This window comes from Candidatus Peregrinibacteria bacterium, assembly GCA_016699755.1.
GTDB lineage: Bacteria > Patescibacteriota > Gracilibacteria > CAIRYL01.
The window spans coordinates 968,965-987,889 of sequence record CP065009.1; the positions used below are offsets into that span (position 1 = coordinate 968,965).

Below are 18,925 nucleotides of genomic sequence, written 5' to 3' on the forward strand. Positions count from 1 at the left end.
TGTATTAAAAAATAACAGTCCCGTGAAACACTATGAAGATCCTCCTATTTGTCCACTTACAAACGTGGCAACAAGCGCATAGCTCGTCAAAATAATAATAATACCAATAATGGCACCGCGAACTGTTTTTTTTCCAGATTCTATACGCTCTTCATCGCCAAATGCGGAAATCCAAAGTCCTCCGCCATACACCAAAATCGCCAGTGAAATAACCGCTAAAAACCCAAGAAAATAGCGTAAAATCGCAGTAATCTCATGAATACCACGAGCGGCATCTGGACTGTATTTTACTATTCCATCGCCACTGAGCATATACGGATAAAGCACCTGCTTGACAAGCACTTCATTCAAAAGAATAACTACTACCCCAACGCCAACCCAAGTAAGTACAGTTTTCTGTTGACTAATTTTCTCCGTATCACCAAATGCGGAAATCATATTCCATCCAGAAATAAGGAGAAAAGCGACCGCCGCAATAATAATGAGTGACTGAAACCAGCTCAACGCATTGAGCACTAAGAGTGTTGTCTCTTTCGCTGCTGTGTTGATGAGTTCGGGAGTAGTGAGGTTTCTCAGATCAAGAATATCAAAAATAATGATGTCGAGCACCAAAGAGAATACTAACCCGAGAAGTGCCCAGGTAATTCCCCTCTTTCCATTTTTTACGCTTTCTTCATTTCCTCCAGAAAAAATTATTTGTATACCGCTCCAAGTGATCCAAATAATCGCAATCATCCCCAAAAAGAGACGAATAACTTCAACTGCCGCTTTTATCCCATTGGAGAGAATGGCGGACCCTGAACTTGGTGCATTATTTGCCACTGGATCAGGATTCCAAATTCCAGGGACAGGAGGAAGGGAAACATCGGCAGAAAATACCTCGGCTTCTCCTCCAGCGATGACGAGAAACCCTATGAGAAAAAGGTAGCAGAGAGTAATACGAAATGCCTGCCAAAGAGCGAGTGGTTTTTTCATGAAGATGAAGGAACAAGGGCAGAAACAAGTGCAAACGAAGAGATGATGATAATAATTCCAAGTCCTGAACCGATGATGATTTGCTTTGCTTTCCCCTGCCGCTCATCATCTCCAAAGGAAGTGACATAATATGCTCCAGCAACAACGAGTGCAAAAGTGGTAAGTGACCCCAAGAAGGCAAGAAAAAAATTGAGGAGTCCAGTAAATTGTTCTGCAAAATTCTGAATTTCTGTTTCTCCTAATGTCCGACTTTCTGGATAAAATACAAAGTTTACAAGAGGACCAGCGAGCATAACAGCAATCATACCAAAAAATCCCCACTGAAAAATTTTCTTTGCCTTGTCGACTTCGTCATCTTGCCCATTTGCACGAATAAATGTGAGTCCTGCATAAAAAATCATAATAAGCGCGATAGGAACAACAAAGACTTGCATTCCTGAAACAATACGTTGAAGCAGATTTTTTGCTGGCTCTGGATCGATAATGTTCTCCCCTTGACCAATAATATTCAAAACATCACCGATTTCCGTGGCAAGTGCCACAAGCACAAACCCCAAAATACCCCATGTAACATTTTTCCGCTGAGTCGAAATGGCCTCTTCACTCTCTGCTGTAATAATTCCCATAATATAAATGGTCCAAGTAATAAGCGCCAAAAATTCAAATAAATACCGAACTATCGGCATGAAGCTCTGAAAGAAAAAGGACTGCATCATCTCACTTGTACTTCCATTGGAAAATGAATGAAAAAATTCCTTTATACCAGGCGCCCAATTGTGAAGCCCTGGTTCAAGAGGTCCTGCATAAGAAATTTCTGGAATCAACAAAAACCCGCAAACAAAAAGAAATGGAAACGCACGGAGAAGTTTTTGTTTTTGGGAATGCATTTTGTATGATTTTTTTCCTATTATTTTACTATAAATAATAAAAACAAACAAATATTGACGAACCACGACAATCCTCTTAAAAAAATCCAAGACCATAAAAAGGCATGAAAAGATTGTGTACCTCTTACCATCTGGAGTTCAAACCTAATACATTAACTTTTATCCAAGAAACCATTTTTTCGAGAACGAAATGGTATGCACTAAATATGTCCTTTTCCTATCACTTTAAAAATTCTTACGTTTAGTTTTTTCAGAAAAAAGACGTGTTCTTTTTTGAAGGATAATTCCTCTTTTTTATTTTTCAGAAGAGTATTACCTCTTGTTGAAAAAAGAAAAATATCGGAAAATGAGAATATGTTTCATCGAATCGCACTTCACGCTCGATCGGGAATTTCATCTTCTGCACTTCATCTCGTCATTGATGCCATTGAAGAGAAGACGAAAAAACTTTTTCTCACCCCTGAAACAAGGCAGGGAGAATATGCAGAGTATCCTTCTGTTAATTTTTCGGAGGGTTATGATCTTTTTGTTGTTATTGGAGGAGATGGAAGCGTATTAAGTGTTGTGGGACGCATGGAGGAGTTTTCCACCCCAATCCTCCCCCTTTGTGCGGGAACCGTTGGATTTTTGGCAGACACCCCTCCGCATTCCTTCTCAACGGCAATAACTCGAATGGAAAGTGGAGACTATATACAGGATGAAAGATCACTTTTAGACGTAACATTTCAAAAAAGTAACGGAGAAGAAACAATATTTCATGCCCTCAATGATGCTGTGGTATCGCAATCATCCGTTGCTCGACTTGTTTCCATTCGCACACTCATCGACGGAAAATATCTTACAACATATCGAGCGGATGGCGTTATTGTTGCTACTCCTACCGGAAGCACCGCTTATTCACTTTCTGCAGGTGGTCCAGTTGTGCATCCAGAATTTTCTGCGCTTCTCCTAACTCCGGTGTGCCCTCATACGCTTTCGCATCGCACGCTTGTGCTTCCAAAAGAAAAAGAAATCTCTCTCTCTGCAGATACCGAAAATCGAGAAGGGTTATTGGTCACAATAGATGGACAACGAGTGATCTCTATGGAAAGAAATGATATTGTACATGTTCGCATAAGTGACAAAAAAGTGATTTTTCTTCGTCTCCCAGAAGAACATTTTTTCAAAACTCTCAAACGGAAAATGCACTGGGGAGGAGGAGAAATTTAAAAATCGAAATAAAATTACCAATACCACCCACCAAGAATTTTGCTGTTGGTTTTTCTGACAAAAAAAGAGTATAATTTAGAGTAGTCTCACCTCCTCTTTTCCTCTTCATAATGCCAAAAAACGAGAGACGCTACACTATTCTTCGGGCCATTGTTCAAAACTTTATTGAAACGGCTTCTCCTGTAGGGTCGCGTGCGCTCCAAGAAAGCTTTGGATTTGGGTTCTCCCCTGCAACTATCCGAAGCGAAATGAGTATTTTGGAAGAGGAAGGATTTTTACGTTCTCCACATACATCTGCAGGACGTATTCCTACTGAACATGGATTTCGACACTACGTTTCGACATGTCAATCGGATCTTGCAAAACTACGACCATCGGTAGAACGGGAATTTACACAACATTTTGAGCAATATCTCCAATCAAAAGCTCAGGATGAAAATGTTTATGATGCAGTGAATGTCCTCACTGCACTCACCCCAAATGTTGCTTTTTCTACTATTCCGAGCGCGGATCGCATGTTCTTTTTGGGATTTTCCAACGCTCTGCAACAACCAGAATTTTCTGAACCAGGTATCGCAAGTGGTATTTTTCGTGTTCTTGAAAACAATTTTCGCGCTATTCTCGATTCACTTGAAATTGCTAAGGAGCCACGGATTTTTATTGGAAGTGAAAATGCCATCCCTGAAATTCAATCATGTAGCCTCATTGTGAGCATGTTTTTCATCGGAAAGAAAAGGGAATATATTGGCATTTTAGGTCCCATGCGCATGAATTACATACGAAATATTGCCGCTGTGGAATCGGCAACTGAATTTCTTCAGTATCGATAGTCATTCATGAGTGGAATTCTTTTTTCCTTCGGGCTTCTTCTCTTAACAGGAACTGGGTTATCTCCCTCTCCTTATTCTGAAGTCGCTTCTGCCCTTGTCTTTGAAAAGCGAGTAGCCGATAGTACCGTATTCGCAAGAAATATTGAAGAACACGTTCCAGCACTAGAGCAATGGACAAAAAATATTTTTTCTGTCTCACCAGAAGAGTCTCTTACCGATCCAACGAAACTTATACAGAGTATCCCCGAAAAACTTTCCGTGTGGACATACGGTATTTCCCCAGATTCTTTTCGGTGGGCATACGAATCACTCCAAAAGCGATTCCCCAGCGCAGAAGTAGATATTCGCTTTATCACCAATGAAAATGACTATCTTTTACTTCTCTCCTCTTCATTTCGACAGGGATTGTCTCCAGATATTTTTCTCGTGAGCAGTGTGTGGCGCTCTGAATATGAATCACTTTTTGCTGATGCACCAGAAATTTTCTTTTCTCCAGAGGAATGTTTCGAAACATTCCTTTCATCTTCGTGTTCTGCTTTTGAGAAAGAGGGAAAAATGAAAGGTGTTCCTCTTTTTGTTGATGCTCCTTTTCTCATCGTCAATCGTACACTCCTTTCAGATGATCGTGTTGCCGTTTCTGGAAAGCCAGAAGCAAGCTGGCAGGGATTTCTGAGTAATCGAAAAAACTTTGAAAAATATTCCAAAAATAACAAGAACTCTTTTGTATCCATTCCTCTTCAAGAAAATTCTTCTCTCTTTTCACTTCTCTTCTTTTCTCTTCTTGCACAAGCAGAATCTACCGGAGAAAAGATGACTGACAGTACACTCGAAATATTTCAACTTCTCGATCTTCTTACAACAACAGAAGGCGGGGGGAAACACGCGAATACAGATGCACAAGAGCAGTTTCTTAATGGGGAATCTGCTATTCTCATTGGAACAAATGAAACTCTTCAGCATATTCTTCAGAAAAGAGATGTCGCTAAAAACCCAAAGATTGAAAAAAAAGATATCCTTACTCTCCCCCTCCCCCAACTTGATCAAAAAAATCCAATAATTGCAGGGGAAACACGCGCACTCGTCGTTTCAAAAAGATCCGCTTACCAGCGAGAGGCTTGGGCACTTGCACTCTTTCTTGCATTTCGAGAAAACCAGACCATTGTTCTTCGACAAGACAATTTTTTCTCAGCGCGAAACGATCTTTTTTCGGAAAACAAGATGAAATCTTTACTTTCTGGAATACAAAATCTTCCCAACAATATTTTAGACCTTGCATTTCGCAAGCAACTTTTAGAGAATGGAATGCGCTTCTTTTCTGGTGAAATATCGGCAGAAGAAGCCTCAAGCACTGCTCTCTCTTCTTTCCTTCAGAATCCATGAAAAACAGTAGCTCCCAACAATCGAAAAATCCACCGGATCTGGAAGAAAACACATCTTCATCCTTGAGTGAAGTGGAGGCACTCCAAAAAGATCTTTCCGAAAAGGAAGAACAACTTCTTCGAGCGCTTGCAGATTTGCAAAATGTTCGGAGACGATGGAAAGACGATGCAAGCCGACTTCCTGTTCTTGGGATGGAGAAAGTGATTCTTGCCATTCTTCCGAGCCTCGACCACTTTGAACTTGCCATGAAGAATACAACAGAAGAAGGAGACGAATGGAAAAAGGGTATTGAAGCCATTTTTATTGGTCTTTTCTCTGCACTTTCTACCATTGGCGTGGAAAAAATAGAAGCTACTGATATCCCCGTTGACCCCAATTTTCACGAAGTGATTATGGCAGATGAGGAAAAACCAGAAGGAATGGTGTGCGAAATTCTCCAGAGTGGCTACCGACTTGGAGAAAAAGTAATTCGTCCTGCAAAAATTAAAGCGGGGAGCAAGACACCAGAAAGCTAAGATATACTTTTTGTTTCTGGCACTCAAAAATCACAAATCGAAATATTTGTACAAGCTTTCGCTCTTCTCTTTCAGGGGTATTTTTGGCATACTTTTGCTGATATTTCTTAAAATGTATGTCCCCCGAAAAACGATATAATCACCGAATATTAGAAAAAAAATGGCAAAAATATTGGAAAGAAAACGAAACATTTCGTGCAGAAACGGGATCAGAAAAACCAAAATATTATGTTCTCGACATGTTCCCTTATCCTTCGGGAGCAGGGCTTCATGTGGGGCATCCCGAGGGATATACCGCTACGGATATTATTGCACGCTACAAACGAATGCGCGGTTTTGAGGTACTTCATCCCATGGGCTGGGATGCTTTTGGTCTTCCTGCGGAAAACTATGCCATTAAAACAGGGCAACATCCCGAAAAAACAACAAAAGAGAATATTGCCACCTTTAAGCGACAGATTCAGTCTCTTGGGTTTTCGTATGATTGGAGTCGAGAGTTTTCTACAACGGATTCGGAATACTATCACTGGACGCAATGGATTTTTCTGAAGATGTACAAAAAAGGGCTTCTCTATGAACAAGAAATGCCAATGAACTGGTGCCCAAAATGTCGCATTGTTGCCGCAAACGAAGAGGTAGAAGGAGGATGCCACGAGCGATGCGGAGCAGAAGTGGAACGACGAAATTTAAAACAATGGATGTTTCGCATTACCGAATATGCTGATCGATTACTGGAAGATCTTGAGGAGCTAGAAGATTGGCCAGAAAAAATTATTGCTATGCAGAAAAATTGGATTGGACGAAGCGAAGGAATTGAAATTGAGTATCCTATAGAAGAGCAAGAGGAAGTTATCACCTGTTACACCACACGCCCCGATACTAATTTTGGCGCTACGTTTGTCGTGCTTGCTCCCGAACACAATTTTCTCAAGAAACACCTCGATACTCTTCCAAACAAAACCGAAGTAGAAAAATATAGACAAGAAGCAACGAAAAAATCGGATATTGACCGCATGGCAGATGGACGAAAAAAAACAGGTGTTTTTACCGGACTTTTTGTTCGCAACCGGTTAAATGATAAAAAATTGCCACTCTATGTGGGAGATTTTGTACTGGCTCATGTAGGAACCGGAGCAGTGGTTGGTGTTCCTGGACACGACAAGCGCGACTTTGAATTCGCACAAGAAATGGGAATTGATGTTATTCGTGTGGTCGTTTCGCCAGACGGCGATAAGTCTCCCATCGAAAATATCGAACAAGTTCAAGAAGTCGCTGGAACTATGATAAATAGCGAATTCTTGGATGGGCTCCCTATCTTAGAAGCAAAAGAAAAAATCATGGATTATTTGGTGAAAAAGGGGCAAGGGACGCGGAAGGTAAATTACAAACTCCGCGACTGGATTTTTACTCGCCAGAGATACTGGGGCGAACCCATTCCACTCGTTCGTGACGAAGAGGGAAGTATCTATCCGCTTGATGAATCGGAACTCCCCATCACTCTGCCAGAAACGAATAATTTTCTTCCGACTGAAAGTGGTAAGAGTCCTTTGGCAAAAATTCAAGACTGGGGAAAAATACAAGGAGATATACAAAAAGACGGAAGTGTGAAGCTCTCAAAAACCGGATCACAAATCTTCTTCCGAGAAACTTCCACCATGCCAAACTGGGCAGGAAGTAACTGGTACTGGCTCCGTTTTATGGACGCACAAAATACAAAACAACCTTGGTCACCAAAAGCAGAACAGTACTGGGGACCAGTGGATTTATATGTTGGTGGCGCGGAACACGCAGTGCTTCACCTGCTCTACTCCCGATTTTGGCATAAAGTATTTTTTGACTTGGGACTTGTGAGCACAAAAGAACCCTTTAAAAAATTAATGAATCAAGGGCTTATTTTGGCAGAAGACGGACAAAAAATGAGTAAGTCACTCGGAAATGTAGTCAATCCCGATGAAATTGTGGAGCAATACGGCGCTGATACCCTTCGTATGTACGAAATGTTCATGGGACCGTTTGAGCAAAATAAGGCATGGAACACGAATGCTGCTGAAGGAATGTACAAATTTCTTCAGCGCATTTGGCGTACGTTTCACGAAAAAGAGATTATAGCAGACGCCTGCCCTGGAAAAGAATTTCAAAAACTCGTACACAAAACCGTCAAAAAAATAACCCACGATATTGAAGAATTTAAATTTAATACTGCTATTTCTCAACTCATGATTCTCGTAAATGCGATGCAAAAAGCTTCGCATTTGCCAAGAAACGGCGCCACGAAATTTGTGCAAATTCTCTCACCATTTGCGCCACACCTCGCGGAAGAGCTTTGGAGAGAACGTCTTGAAAAAACAGAAAGTATTACCTATTCCGAGTGGCCAACATGGGACGAAACCCTCACTAAGGACGAAGAAATTGAAATTGCCGTACAAGTTTGCGGAAAACTCCGCGGATCAATAAAGGCTCCGGCAGATATCACAAAAGAAAACGCTACCTTGCAAGCAAAGGAACTCGAAAACGTACAACGATTTCTGGAAGGGAAACATATTCTCAAAGAGATTTATGTCCCAGGGAAAATTGTGAATATAGTGGCGAAATAATATATATACTTTTTTCAAAATTACATATATACTTTACACAAAGTATATATGTTTTTTTATATAGATGTTTCTCAAAATTCCAAAACCAGATGGAAAAAAAATAGATTGGAAGAAGCTGCAAAAACTCATTTTTTCTGATGAATTTCGTTCTTCCGAGCATTGGAAAATATTTTTGGAAAAACAAAACAGTCCTCAATACAAATCGTGGGAGCAGGTACAATATTCTCCTTCTCTTCCCCCCGAACTCAACCCAGAAGAATCGTTTCAACTCCTCTCGATTATCCGTGGATTTTCTGCCAAAAAAACTCCTCTCACCGATACAAACGGAAACCCATTTGTTTGGGAAGAACTCAATCGATTTCGGTTTTTCTGTGATGATTTTTCAAAAAACTTTGGTGTATACAAGTCGCATCACACGCTCTCAAAAGAGAAACAGGAACTCCGAAGGAAAAAAATATTTGAAGGAACCGTAGAAGAAGCCATTGCTTCTTCGCAAATTGAAGGAGCAATAATTACGCGGAAACAGGGAAAAGAGCTTTTACAATCAAAACGAGCCCCAAAAACACATTCGGAAAAAATGGTGATCAACAACTATGAGACTATTGTTCGTATTGAAACCGAATGGAAACACCGAAACATGAGTGAAGAACTTCTGCTCGAAATTCAAAAAAGTCTTACCAGAGGTACTCTTGAGAATTCCGATCAGGAGGGACGATTTCGAACCAAAAAAGACCATATCGTTGTTGGCAACCCACTTTCAAATGAAACTGCTTTTATCCCTCCAGAAGAAAAGCAGATGCGAAAACAACTCTTGCGATGTATCGATTTTACGAATGACACTTTAAAATGTGATGAATACTTTGGAGATTTGCCAAGTGCCATTTTAATTCATTTTTGGCTCGCATATCTTCATCCCTTTTGCGATGGAAATGGACGAACAGCACGCGCACTTTTTTACTGGTACCTCCTTCGAAAAAACTATCTTTCTATTGGTTTTCTTCCCATATCAAACCGGATTCGAGCATCAAAACGGCAGTATGAAAATGCTTTTTTGCTTGCAGAGCAAGATCAGAATAATCTCACCTATTTTTTTGATTACATCATTCGTCAGATGCGTCTTTCGGTAAAAGATTTTGAGCAATACGAAATGAAGGCGACAGAAGAAGAACAAAAGAGAAGACAAATTGCCGAAAAACACCATGACCTTTCGGGAAGACAAATAGAGTTACTGCGGTACTTTGCAAAAAAGAGCGATAAATTTACTACTTTCAAAAGACATCAGCTCTACCACAATATTTCGTATATCACGGCGAGAAAAGACCTCATCGACCTCGAAATAAGAAAGCTCCTCATATCTAAAAAGCGAAAAAAGGATGTTGTATTTTTTCCTACAAAAAAGGTGAGAGACTTTCTGTAGAAAGAAGATACTGAAATTATTCCATATTTTTTCCGAGTGCATCTTCTGCCGCCGCCACTTCTGCTTTTTGCTTACTTGTTCCCAAACCTTCTCCCATTTTTTCTTCTCCCAAAAAAACTCCAACACGAAACATTTTCTCATGATCAGGACCAAATTCTTTTAGGAGATGGTACTCTGGAGTAATTTCTCGTTTTTCTTGCGCCCACTCCTGAAAAGCAGATTTGGGATCAATGTAAAGTTTTTTGGCAACAACCTCCGAAAGACGCGAAAGAACATTTTTTGTAATAAACTCCTGTGCGACGGAGAATCCTGAATCCATATAAATGGCTCCCACCACTGCCTCGAATACATTAGCAAGAATTGGATTTTTTTGTCTTCCTCCTCCCATTTCTTCTCCTCGAGAAAGGAAAAGTAAATTCCCAAAATCAAGAGATTTTGCAATGCCAGAAAGAGAAGCGCCAGAAACAAGGGCACTTCGGTACTTTGTGAGTTCCCCTTCTGGCTTTTCGGGAAAAATACGAAAAAGATGCTCCGTAATAACCAGCTCTAAAACGGCATCCCCAAGAAATTCGAGACGCTCATTGTGCTCCACGCTCTTGTGCTCATTGGCATAGCTCTTGTGCGTAAACGCCAACTCAAAAATGGAGACATCATGAAGAGGAACGCCAAGAAGACCTGAAAGCTGAGAAGGATTCATAGTGGAGCCGGAATTTTCCCAATATGTCGCGCTAAAGAGCTCAAAACACCGTTAATAAATTTTCCAGCAGTATCATCGCCAAACTCTTTCGCAAGTTCGACCGATTCATTAATAACAATAGCCGGAGGTGTGTCAGTAGCAGTGAGCTCAAAACTCCCCAATTCTAGAATGGCACGTTCAACAGGATCGAGTTTTACAATAGGCCATTCTGGGGCAAAATACTGAATGTGTTTATCGATTTCTTCACGATTCTGAAGCACGCCATAGACGAGAAGCGTCAAAAAACTTCGACTCGCTAATCGCTCGTTGAGATCTTCATGGACAAAAGTAATAACCTCCTCAGGGTCAGCGTCTTGAAGGAGAAGCGATACAATCACCTGAACCGCAACTTGCCGGGCAAGATGCCGCTGTTTCATGAAAAACGGAACGAAAAGAATTAAAGACTATGCCTGTACACGAGTGGTTTCTTTCGATTTCTTTTTCTGAAGCACCTGTCGCCCCTTATACATACCACACGCAGGACAAACACAATGACTGAGACGCAAAGCACCGCAAGAAGGACAATTAACACCATGGGTTTCCTCTTGAAGACGGATACGTACTAGGCTTTGAAAATGAGAATATCGGGTTCTTGAGGCGGATTTTGCCGGTTTTTTCTTTGGAACAGCCATGGTTCAAATAAATGATAGCCGTGAGATTTTGAAGGTTTTTTTGGAGAAATGCAAGTCAAAGATTTTTGTTTTTCTTAGAGGATTGTTGATTCTCAAAACTGGTAATCTGAAAAAGCATATTTCGCGCTTCTTCGTGATCTGGAAAAACAACAAGAAAAGACTTAAGAATCTTCTTTGCCTCAGGTAATCGCCCTGTATTGGCATAGAGAAGAGCAAGATTTATATTCCCTTTTTCAGAGAATTGATCAATTTTGAGTTCTTGTAAAAAATACTGCTCTGCCTCATGTGTTTTTCCTTCTTCCATAGCAAGAAGCCCGAGATTCGCATTCACGAGTTTTTCTTTCGCATTTTCCTGAAGTGCCCGTTTCCAATGAGATTTTGCAACTTCTTTCTCTCCTGACAAATAACTCATAGCACCAAGATTATTCCATGCAAAAGACGCATGGGGTGAGGTTTCTACTGCCCGTTTCCAATAAGATATGCCATCTTTGTAATATCCAATATTCCAAAAAGAAAGTGTGGCAAAAAGAAGGGTGATTATTCCCCAGAAAGCATAAAGAAGTGACTTTCTTTGTTTCCAAATTGCACGGGAATATTCCAGAAAAATAAGGAGAATACCAACCATAGGAAGAGTGAGACGATTTTCAAAAAATGCCTTCTCCTGTTCGGAATCGGGATTTAAAAACGTAGGAATGAGAAAGAGTGCAAACCACGTCATCCCAAAAAGAACAATTAGAAAATGGATTCTTTTTCGAAAAAACCACCCAAAAGTTCCCAAAAGTAAGAGGGAAAAAAGCCCTGGTAAAAACAACATATCTTCAGCAACGTGATAGGGAGAGAGATTAATGGGGAGCACTATTTTTCCCAAGTGAGGCAGGAGAAACGGCAAATTATGAAACAAGAGAATAATATTCTCAAACGTAAAAAGATGACTTTCTTTTACTCCCTGAATACTAGGGGCAATGGCGATATTTCGAAGGAAAAACCAACATGCAGTAAGCAAAAGTGTTACTCCGCCAAACCAGAAAAAGGTATGTTGCTTCTTCTTCCTCCAAAGCAGAAGAATTGATGGTATTTGCGAAAAAAATGATGAAGTGGATTTTTGCGCTTCCAAGACAACTGCCATTTCTACAAAAATAAGGGGAAGCATAATAGCAGTCTCCTTTGTGAAGAGCGCTGTCACAAGAAAAAAGAGAGAAAAAAGAGCAGAAAGAAGGTCTTTCGTTCGAAAAAATCGGATAAAAAAGAGAAGGGAACTGAGAACAAAAATAGTAAGAATAGTATCCACTCGTCCCGTCATCCATGCGACAGACTGATTATTTCCGGGGTGTACCAAAAAAAGAATTGCTGATAATAATGATAGGGATTTTGGAAATCCAAGAATACAAAACAAGAAAAACGTGAGCCACGCCGCCACAACAAGGAGGAGAATATTCGTTATGTGATAGGCGACATACGAGTTTGGACTTTTCCATTGGGTGTCGAGAATAAAGCTCGACATCACGAGTGGACGGTAATACGTTCCTTGTCCTTGGTTCTGAAAATCATCATCGAGAAATGTTTTTGGAATATTCGCAAGATTTGAGAAAAAAGGCTGTTTTTCAAGAACAAGCACATTATCATCAGAATAGGTAATTCCGAAAAAAATGCTCTGAAAATAGAGTAAAAATCCGAGAATAGTAAAAAGAATAGGAGGGAAAACCAGCCAAAATCGGGAGGAAGAAAACATATATCCAGTATTCAAAAATTGGAAAAAAACTACCAGTCCTTTTCAACTCTCAAAAAAGAGCACATACTCTGAGGGATTTTTTTGTTTTTCCTTCTCATAAAATGGCAATTCCCATTCTTTCTTCGGAAGAAATACGAAAAATGCGCGCCGCAGGAAAAGCGGCGGCAAAAGTATTAGATTTTATTGCGCCGTATGTTCAAAAAGGAGTAAGTACCGAAATACTAAATACCCTTTGTCATGAACATATTGTCAACAACGGTGATATTCCAGCGCCACTCAACTATCATGGTTTTCCCAAGAGTATTTGTACCTCAATCAACAACGTCATTTGTCATGGAATTCCTTCGGAAAAAGAAATTCTCAAAGATGGCGATATTCTCAATATCGATGTCACGGTTATTAAGGACGGATATTACGGTGATACTTCGCGCATGTTCTGCATTGGAAATGTGAGTAGCAAAGCAAAAAAACTGGTAGAACGGACCGAAAAAGCAATGTACAGGGGTATTTCCACAGTAAAACCAGGAGCAAAAATCAATGATATTGGAGTAGCGATTCAAAAATACGTCTCAAAATTCAATTATGGCATTGTGCGGGATTTTACGGGACACGGCATTGGATCTGTGTTTCATACCGATCCCTCAGTGCTCCACTACGACACTGGTCATCCCGGAATAATTCTTCGCACGGGGATGGCTTTTACCGTAGAACCCATGATCAACGAGAGCTCAAACTGGGAATCGGTGATTGATAAAAGTGACAAATGGACGGTTCGAACCAAAGATGGTGCGCTTTCCGCACAGTTTGAACACACCATTCTCGTTACCGAAACGGGATACGAAATTTTAACACTCTCATAAGATTCCTCCTTTTCGACAAAGAAAAGAGTCTATGAGAAAATAAAAATGCCATTTCCCCCAAATATATGTCTTTTACTGCACTCGATCCGTTTCTCCGCATCGACCCATTTTTGCGAGAAGCCGGCATGGAAGACAGCTTGCGAAATGTTGTCTTCACCATTGCTCACGCGGGGAAGTATGTTGCACACACTATCCGAAACGAAAATCTCGACTACGTCAATTCTACAAATGAATCAGGGGATGAACAGCTTGCGCTTGATGTTCTTTCTGATCGTATTTTTTGCAACCACCTTCACTCAAGCCAATCTGTGGCGAAGTTCGCCAGCGAAGAACAAGAAGAAGCGGTGCAGATCACCTGTTCATCAAAAAATCCATATTCAGTTGCATTCGATCCACTTGATGGAAGTTCTATTGTTGATGCGGATTTTGCCATTGGATCTATTTTTGGCATTTTTCCCGGAAAAGATTTCCTCGGAAAAACCGGACGAGATATAGTTGCCGCCGGATACATTCTCTATGGACCGAAGACTATTTTTGTCGTTGCCACCGAAAAAGGCGTCTGGGAATTTACTGAAAATGCTATTGGCGAATTTGTTCTCTCTCGAAAAAATATTGCTCTTGCGGAGGAAGCTCAATTTTTTGCTCCTGGAAATATTCGAGCAATTGCAGAAAAAAAGCAGTACGAAAATCTCATTACCGACTTTGCAAAATCGGGAAAATCTTTACGATATTCTGGAGGAATGGTACCCGATATTCACATGATGCTCACAAAAGGATCGGGGATTTTTCTCTATCCTGCGAATAAAAATCGCCCCAAGGGAAAACTACGCCTGCTTTTTGAATGCGCTCCATTTGCGTTTCTCATAAATGCCGCCGGAGGAATGGCAGTAGATGAACATGGAAACAATCTACTCGACAAGGTGATTATCGAAACCCATCAGACCGATACCATTCTCGCGGGGTCAAAAAAAACCGTAGAGCAGGCAGTAGAAAAGCTGGGTTCTGAAAAATAACCTAGACAAAAACCAATGGTTTCGAGATAATGCCCCTACGATTGACGCGGGGTGGAGCAGAGGTAGCTCGTCGGGCTCATAACCCGAAGGTCGTAGGTTCGATTCCTACCCCCGCAACCAGTTTTTTTTACCTTGAAACCAAAAAACGAAGATCAAAATCCGAAAAAAGACGACTCCACGACCTGAGGGCGTTACCCTATGGTCATTGAGCTATGAATGAAGCTCATTCAAGGTGCTAACGCTGGAGTCCCCTATTGGGAGACTCCAGCGGGAGAAAAAATTGATACAATAAAATTTACTTCCAAAATTCCCACGGTTTTTTCTCTTCCCTGTTCTTGTGCTCCCAATATTTTGGAGCATTTTCTTTCAAAAATTCCTGAATTTTGTCCCAGTCTTTTGTGTTTTCCGGAGTACAGGCAGGGCTTTTTTTACCGGGCATTCCAAATTTACGAGAGAGAGTCTGGTAGAGTTTTTTGCCTTGTTCGTAACGGTCATCTTTGATAATGGAATATCTTTCATCAAATTTGGGATCAAAAAGTATGTTGGCAGTAATAAAAATTTGGTCAGGTATTGGTATATATATAATTATCGGTTCCTTTTACCTGCATTCTTGGGTAATCTCGAGCGCTACTCTGAAATTCTACTTCTAACCCCTTTTTTTTGATAATCCACTCACAAATATCAAAGAAAGAATATTTGCCAAAATCCCCCGTTCGGTCGAGTCTTTTGGACTCGACCGCTTTCCCTGTGAATGAAACAAACAGTATTCATCAGAATATCTCAGAAAGAGAATCGAGAAATCGAGTATCGTCTTTTTCGTAAAGACGAGCTGAACTCCATCCGTAATATTCAGGTTTTGAGACGATCTGTGCTCGTACAGGGTTGTGGTGGAGGTAATTCATTTTTTGATGAAAGAATTTCTCACTGGATATTTCTATCGCTCCGTCATCTTGAATCCAGAATTGGTATTGGGTATTTGCTCCATTTTTTTCTCCTGTTTCTTTCATAAGGTTTAATATCCAATCTCTATTCTCTTCTTGTTGCATTTTTTGAATTATTTTTTGAGCGGTGAATTTTTTAAAGTCTCGAATAATATGCCAAAGTGGTGTCTCTTCTTTACTGGCACTTATGATGATATGAATATGGTTGGTCATAAAGACAAAGGCATAGAGTTTCATTCCTTTTTCTTTTCGGCAGTATTGAAGACTATCCCAAAGAATATAGCAGTATTCTGGTTTCGTGAATACATTTATCCATTTCACAACAGTGAAAGTAAGAAAATAGGGAATGCCGGGGTGTTTCGATTTATAGTTCTTTGTCATGGTTGTTAGATTTTACTTCTGCGGTCGAGTCCAAAAGACTCGATCGAACGGGGTAAAGAACACGTATCATTTCCAAAATTCCCACAACTTTTTCTCCTCTTTATTCTTATGCTCCCAGTAGTTCGGTGCGTTTTCTTTTAAAAACTCCTGAATTTTGTCCCAGTCTTTTGTGTTTTCCGGAGTACAGGCAGGGCTTTTTTTACCGGGCATGCCAAATTTTCGAGAAAGAGTTTGGTAGAGTTTTTTGCTTTGTTCGTAGCGGTCGTCTTTGATATATCTGTATTGTTCGTTGATTCTTGGTTTGAAGTGAAAATATCCAGAAATATGACCTTCACCAGGTAAGGGTATATATACATATATATCAGTATTATTAATATGCATTCGCGGATACGTTCTATCAAAATCAAGAAACTCACATTCTAGTTCCTTTTTCGTTTTTAGCCATTCGCAAATATCAAAGAATGAATATTTGCCAAAATCATACGTCTTTAAAAAGGACATATTATCGCAAAATAATAAAAGGGATATCGTTGTCTTCTAGCATTTTCTGTAGACCTCCTTTCGGTCCTGACATTGTCGGACCTCTTTCTATAAATATCCACACGGGATTATAATTTCCTCCACCTTCATAATTATCTCTTAGCCATACTTCTTTTAGGACTTGGTTCTCAATATCAGTACTTCTCGGAACGTTTCCACTGGAGTAGTTTTTTACTTCGTATGATATTTTCGTTGTAGGATCTGCTCCTGCCGGAGTCTCCTGCAAGGGACTCCGGCAGATAACGCCAACAGAGTGCTTATTCATATAGAACATCAACATCATAATGTCCTATTCCTTTTTCATAATTCAAGGCACTGGAGTGTGGAGATATGGCTGATGAAGTGGTGGCGCACTCTATTTAGTGCTTATGTGAAACGATTAACGCTTATATTGAACATCAACATCGTGTTGCTCGACCTTAGTTGACTCATGAGTCCCCTATTGGGAAGACTCCAGTGGGAGAAGAACCTAAAATTATTGGCTCTTGAATAGCAGATTTTATAATTTTCTGAGAACCTTTAGCATTTTATCATAAAGATTTTGGTCTCTGTAGTGCCATCGGAACTCACATTATTTGAGATGATAATTGCATATTATAAAAGACGGATCTTTAAGTTCACCCACAAATAGGCGCTGGATCGGAAGTGATCGTGGTTCCGTAGTGTACAGTAAGAAAATAGGTGTCTCCGGAAGGATTTACGGAAATACCAATACCAATTTCTTGAAAATACGGATTTACGACAGATTCAAAATGCGCCGTACTTCCGGTTCCCTCTTCCGCCATATAAAAATCAAATGTCGTTCGAATAGCGCCCAAGAGCTCATCGGTGCAATCAGCTTGGGAACAACGATATGGACCCCATCCAATATTTTCGGTAAAGGTTGTTCGGTGATTATTGAAAAAAGTGAGCCCAAGGTTAGAAAACCACTCTTCCATACGCCAGTAGTCATAATAAATCTCTTTTTGCCCAGCACGCTTATGAGAGATAAAACCTTGCTGTGCCGCTTGCTCTGACCAAAGAGTCGCCGTGCGTGAGAGTTGATTATTGAGAGTATACGATTTGAGCCCTCGTTTATTTCGCGCGGTGTTCGTCCAACCAAGCCATGTTTCGCGAATACGATTCATATCGACATTCGCTACTGTTTCAAAATCGAATAGAAGGCAGTTTTGCCCTAATATTGTTTCGACATCGGCAGAATCTTTTGTTTTTTCTTTTGTCAAAAGGCGAAAAAGCATTTCAGAAACTTCTGCTCGTGTGAGCTGATCGGAAACATACTCAACAGAAGTGGGGATAGCCTTTTCCATACCAAGACGACGTGCGAAAGGCGCAAACCATTCCCCTGCTCCAAGTGGCTCTAATTCAAAAGCATTCACAATCATTTTAGAGGCTCCCGCAAACGCCACCGCTTTTTCTGGGTGAAAGGTGCCATCGGGAAATCCACTCACAATACCGTGTTCAACTGCCATACACACATACGGCGCAAACCAGCTCTCTTGCGGAACATCAGAAAAACGCTGATTCGTTTTGCACGCCACAATTTTATCTTCCGAAAAGACCGAAAGCGTAATGAGCTTTACGAATGCGGCGCGACTAATGGTTTTTTCTGGACGGAAATCACCATCGGAATATCCACCAATAATATCTCGTTCATGAAGGTACAAAATAGCATCCCGAAAAGATGACTGCTTGGGAACATCAGGAAAAATTGATTCCTCCTCAAGAGAGGCAGGTTTCTCATTTGGAATGTCAATTGGCGCGGTATACGCTGCCTTTGGCTCACCAAGAAAACTCTCCACATTTTCCGGATTCACTTTATTGCCCGCGCACGAATCGGTAAAAAGTCCGTTTTGAAATTCTCGAGCATAAATAAGGTATTGTTCCCCTTGTTCAAATTGCGGTCCACAAGAATCAATCCCTGGAATGTCGCTCCACACAAAAGTAACCTTTTGCAGGTCTCCCCACGACTTCTGAATAGAAAAAAGTGTCTTTACCTGACCATTTTCTGTAGAAATTTGCTCCGCTGTGCCAACAAAAATGGCATCTGCGGCGGCAATAATTTGATCACGCGTGAGAAGTGGGCATTCGCATGCACTAGCAGAAAAAACAGGGAGGAAAAAGATTCCTGTAAAAAGGGTTGTCAAAAAAAATCGGAAAGACATAAAAAGCAAAGAGAAAAACAAGGAGATAATACCCTTTGAGACCATTGGAAACAAATGAAGAGTTTTTTCTTCTCCCTATTTTCTGTGCAAACGCTTTTCTCTGCTTCGTCAAGGGGAGTTAATT

The 18,925-nt window shown here is 40.6% G+C and carries 18 protein-coding genes and 1 tRNA gene; 9 read left to right on the top strand and 10 right to left on the bottom strand.

Features of this window, described 5'->3' with window-relative positions:
• Positions 1 to 30: 30 nt before the first annotated feature.
• Both IPN35_04350 and IPN35_04355 read right to left on the bottom strand, forming a co-directional pair.
• The gene (locus tag IPN35_04350) at positions 31 to 975 is read right to left on the bottom strand and encodes a hypothetical protein (GenBank protein QQS58807.1); all 945 of its coding nucleotides are present in this window, start codon (positions 973 to 975) and stop codon (positions 31 to 33) included.
• Positions 972 to 1,799, bottom strand: a complete 828-nt coding sequence (locus tag IPN35_04355; protein ID QQS58808.1) for a hypothetical protein — start codon at positions 1,797 to 1,799, stop codon at positions 972 to 974. Before IPN35_04355 ends, IPN35_04350 begins: the two co-directional genes overlap by 4 nt.
• Positions 1,800 to 2,216: 417 nt before the next feature.
• On the opposite strand from IPN35_04355, the gene IPN35_04360 reads away from it, so the two are divergent.
• The 6 genes from IPN35_04360 to IPN35_04385 all read left to right on the top strand — a co-directional run bounded on the left by IPN35_04360 (position 2,217) and on the right by IPN35_04385 (position 9,807).
• Positions 2,217 to 3,071 carry an NAD(+)/NADH kinase gene (locus tag IPN35_04360; GenBank protein ID QQS58809.1) on the top strand — a complete coding sequence of 285 codons (855 nt, stop codon included), beginning with the start codon at positions 2,217 to 2,219 and terminating at the stop codon, positions 3,069 to 3,071.
• 110 nt (positions 3,072 to 3,181) lie between these two features.
• Positions 3,182 to 3,901: a hypothetical protein gene (locus tag IPN35_04365; GenBank protein QQS58810.1), complete on the top strand. Its 720-nt coding sequence runs from the start codon at positions 3,182 to 3,184 to the stop codon at positions 3,899 to 3,901.
• Positions 3,902 to 3,907: 6 nt separating this feature from the next.
• Positions 3,908 to 5,281 carry an extracellular solute-binding protein gene (locus tag IPN35_04370; protein QQS58811.1) on the top strand — a complete coding sequence of 458 codons (1,374 nt, stop codon included), beginning with the start codon at positions 3,908 to 3,910 and terminating at the stop codon, positions 5,279 to 5,281.
• Positions 5,278 to 5,796: a nucleotide exchange factor GrpE gene (locus IPN35_04375; GenBank protein ID QQS58812.1), complete on the top strand. Its 519-nt coding sequence runs from the start codon at positions 5,278 to 5,280 to the stop codon at positions 5,794 to 5,796. The genes IPN35_04370 and IPN35_04375 overlap by 4 nt, the downstream gene beginning before the upstream one ends.
• A 116-nt stretch (positions 5,797 to 5,912) precedes the next feature.
• Entirely contained in the window at positions 5,913 to 8,390 is a 2,478-nt protein-coding gene (locus tag IPN35_04380) for a leucine--tRNA ligase (protein QQS58813.1), read from the top strand.
• Positions 8,391 to 8,454: 64 nt separating this feature from the next.
• A complete protein-coding gene (locus tag IPN35_04385) occupies positions 8,455 to 9,807 on the top strand; it encodes a Fic family protein (GenBank protein QQS58814.1) in 1,353 nt (450 codons plus the stop codon).
• A 16-nt stretch (positions 9,808 to 9,823) separates the two neighbouring features.
• Here IPN35_04385 and rnc read toward each other — a convergent pair whose 3' ends face one another.
• The 4 genes from rnc to IPN35_04405 are packed head-to-tail and all read right to left on the bottom strand — an operon-like array spanning position 9,824 to position 12,904.
• Positions 9,824 to 10,504 (bottom strand): ribonuclease III, encoded by a 681-nt coding sequence (gene rnc / locus IPN35_04390; GenBank protein QQS58815.1) that lies wholly within the window; start codon positions 10,502 to 10,504, stop codon positions 9,824 to 9,826.
• The gene (gene nusB / locus IPN35_04395; GenBank protein QQS58816.1) at positions 10,501 to 10,920 is read right to left on the bottom strand and encodes a transcription antitermination factor NusB; all 420 of its coding nucleotides are present in this window, start codon (positions 10,918 to 10,920) and stop codon (positions 10,501 to 10,503) included. The genes rnc and nusB overlap by 4 nt, the downstream gene beginning before the upstream one ends.
• 27 nt (positions 10,921 to 10,947) lie before the next feature.
• Positions 10,948 to 11,175, bottom strand: coding sequence for a 50S ribosomal protein L32 (gene rpmF, locus IPN35_04400; GenBank protein QQS58817.1), 228 nt, complete (start codon positions 11,173 to 11,175; stop codon positions 10,948 to 10,950).
• Between the two features lie 55 nt (positions 11,176 to 11,230).
• Positions 11,231 to 12,904, bottom strand: coding sequence for a glycosyltransferase family 39 protein (locus tag IPN35_04405; GenBank protein ID QQS58818.1), 1,674 nt, complete (start codon positions 12,902 to 12,904; stop codon positions 11,231 to 11,233).
• Between the two features lie 101 nt (positions 12,905 to 13,005).
• Here IPN35_04405 and map point away from each other — a divergent pair, with 101 nt between their 5' ends.
• From map to IPN35_04420, 3 genes are all read left to right on the top strand, one after another.
• Positions 13,006 to 13,764, top strand: a complete 759-nt coding sequence (gene map / locus IPN35_04410; protein QQS58819.1) for a type I methionyl aminopeptidase — start codon at positions 13,006 to 13,008, stop codon at positions 13,762 to 13,764.
• Between the two features lie 65 nt (positions 13,765 to 13,829).
• Positions 13,830 to 14,777 carry a fructose-1,6-bisphosphatase gene (locus tag IPN35_04415; GenBank protein QQS58820.1) on the top strand — a complete coding sequence of 316 codons (948 nt, stop codon included), beginning with the start codon at positions 13,830 to 13,832 and terminating at the stop codon, positions 14,775 to 14,777.
• A gap of 45 nt (positions 14,778 to 14,822) precedes the next feature.
• Positions 14,823 to 14,897: transfer RNA gene (locus tag IPN35_04420), tRNA-Met, on the top strand.
• A 650-nt stretch (positions 14,898 to 15,547) separates the two neighbouring features.
• Here IPN35_04420 and IPN35_04425 read toward each other — a convergent pair.
• The 4 genes from IPN35_04425 to IPN35_04440 all read right to left on the bottom strand — a co-directional run bounded on the left by IPN35_04425 (position 15,548) and on the right by IPN35_04440 (position 18,801).
• Complete coding sequence (locus IPN35_04425) at positions 15,548 to 16,039, bottom strand: transposase (protein ID QQS58821.1); 492 nt, start codon at positions 16,037 to 16,039, stop codon at positions 15,548 to 15,550.
• Between the two features lie 126 nt (positions 16,040 to 16,165).
• Positions 16,166 to 16,600: a hypothetical protein gene (locus IPN35_04430; GenBank protein QQS58822.1), complete on the bottom strand. Its 435-nt coding sequence runs from the start codon at positions 16,598 to 16,600 to the stop codon at positions 16,166 to 16,168.
• A 1-nt stretch (position 16,601) separates the two neighbouring features.
• A complete protein-coding gene (locus IPN35_04435; GenBank protein QQS58823.1) occupies positions 16,602 to 16,904 on the bottom strand; it encodes a hypothetical protein in 303 nt (100 codons plus the stop codon).
• Positions 16,905 to 17,256: 352 nt separating this feature from the next.
• Positions 17,257 to 18,801 (bottom strand): S-layer homology domain-containing protein, encoded by a 1,545-nt coding sequence (locus IPN35_04440; GenBank protein ID QQS58824.1) that lies wholly within the window; start codon positions 18,799 to 18,801, stop codon positions 17,257 to 17,259.
• Between the last annotated feature and the right edge of the window lie 124 nt (positions 18,802 to 18,925).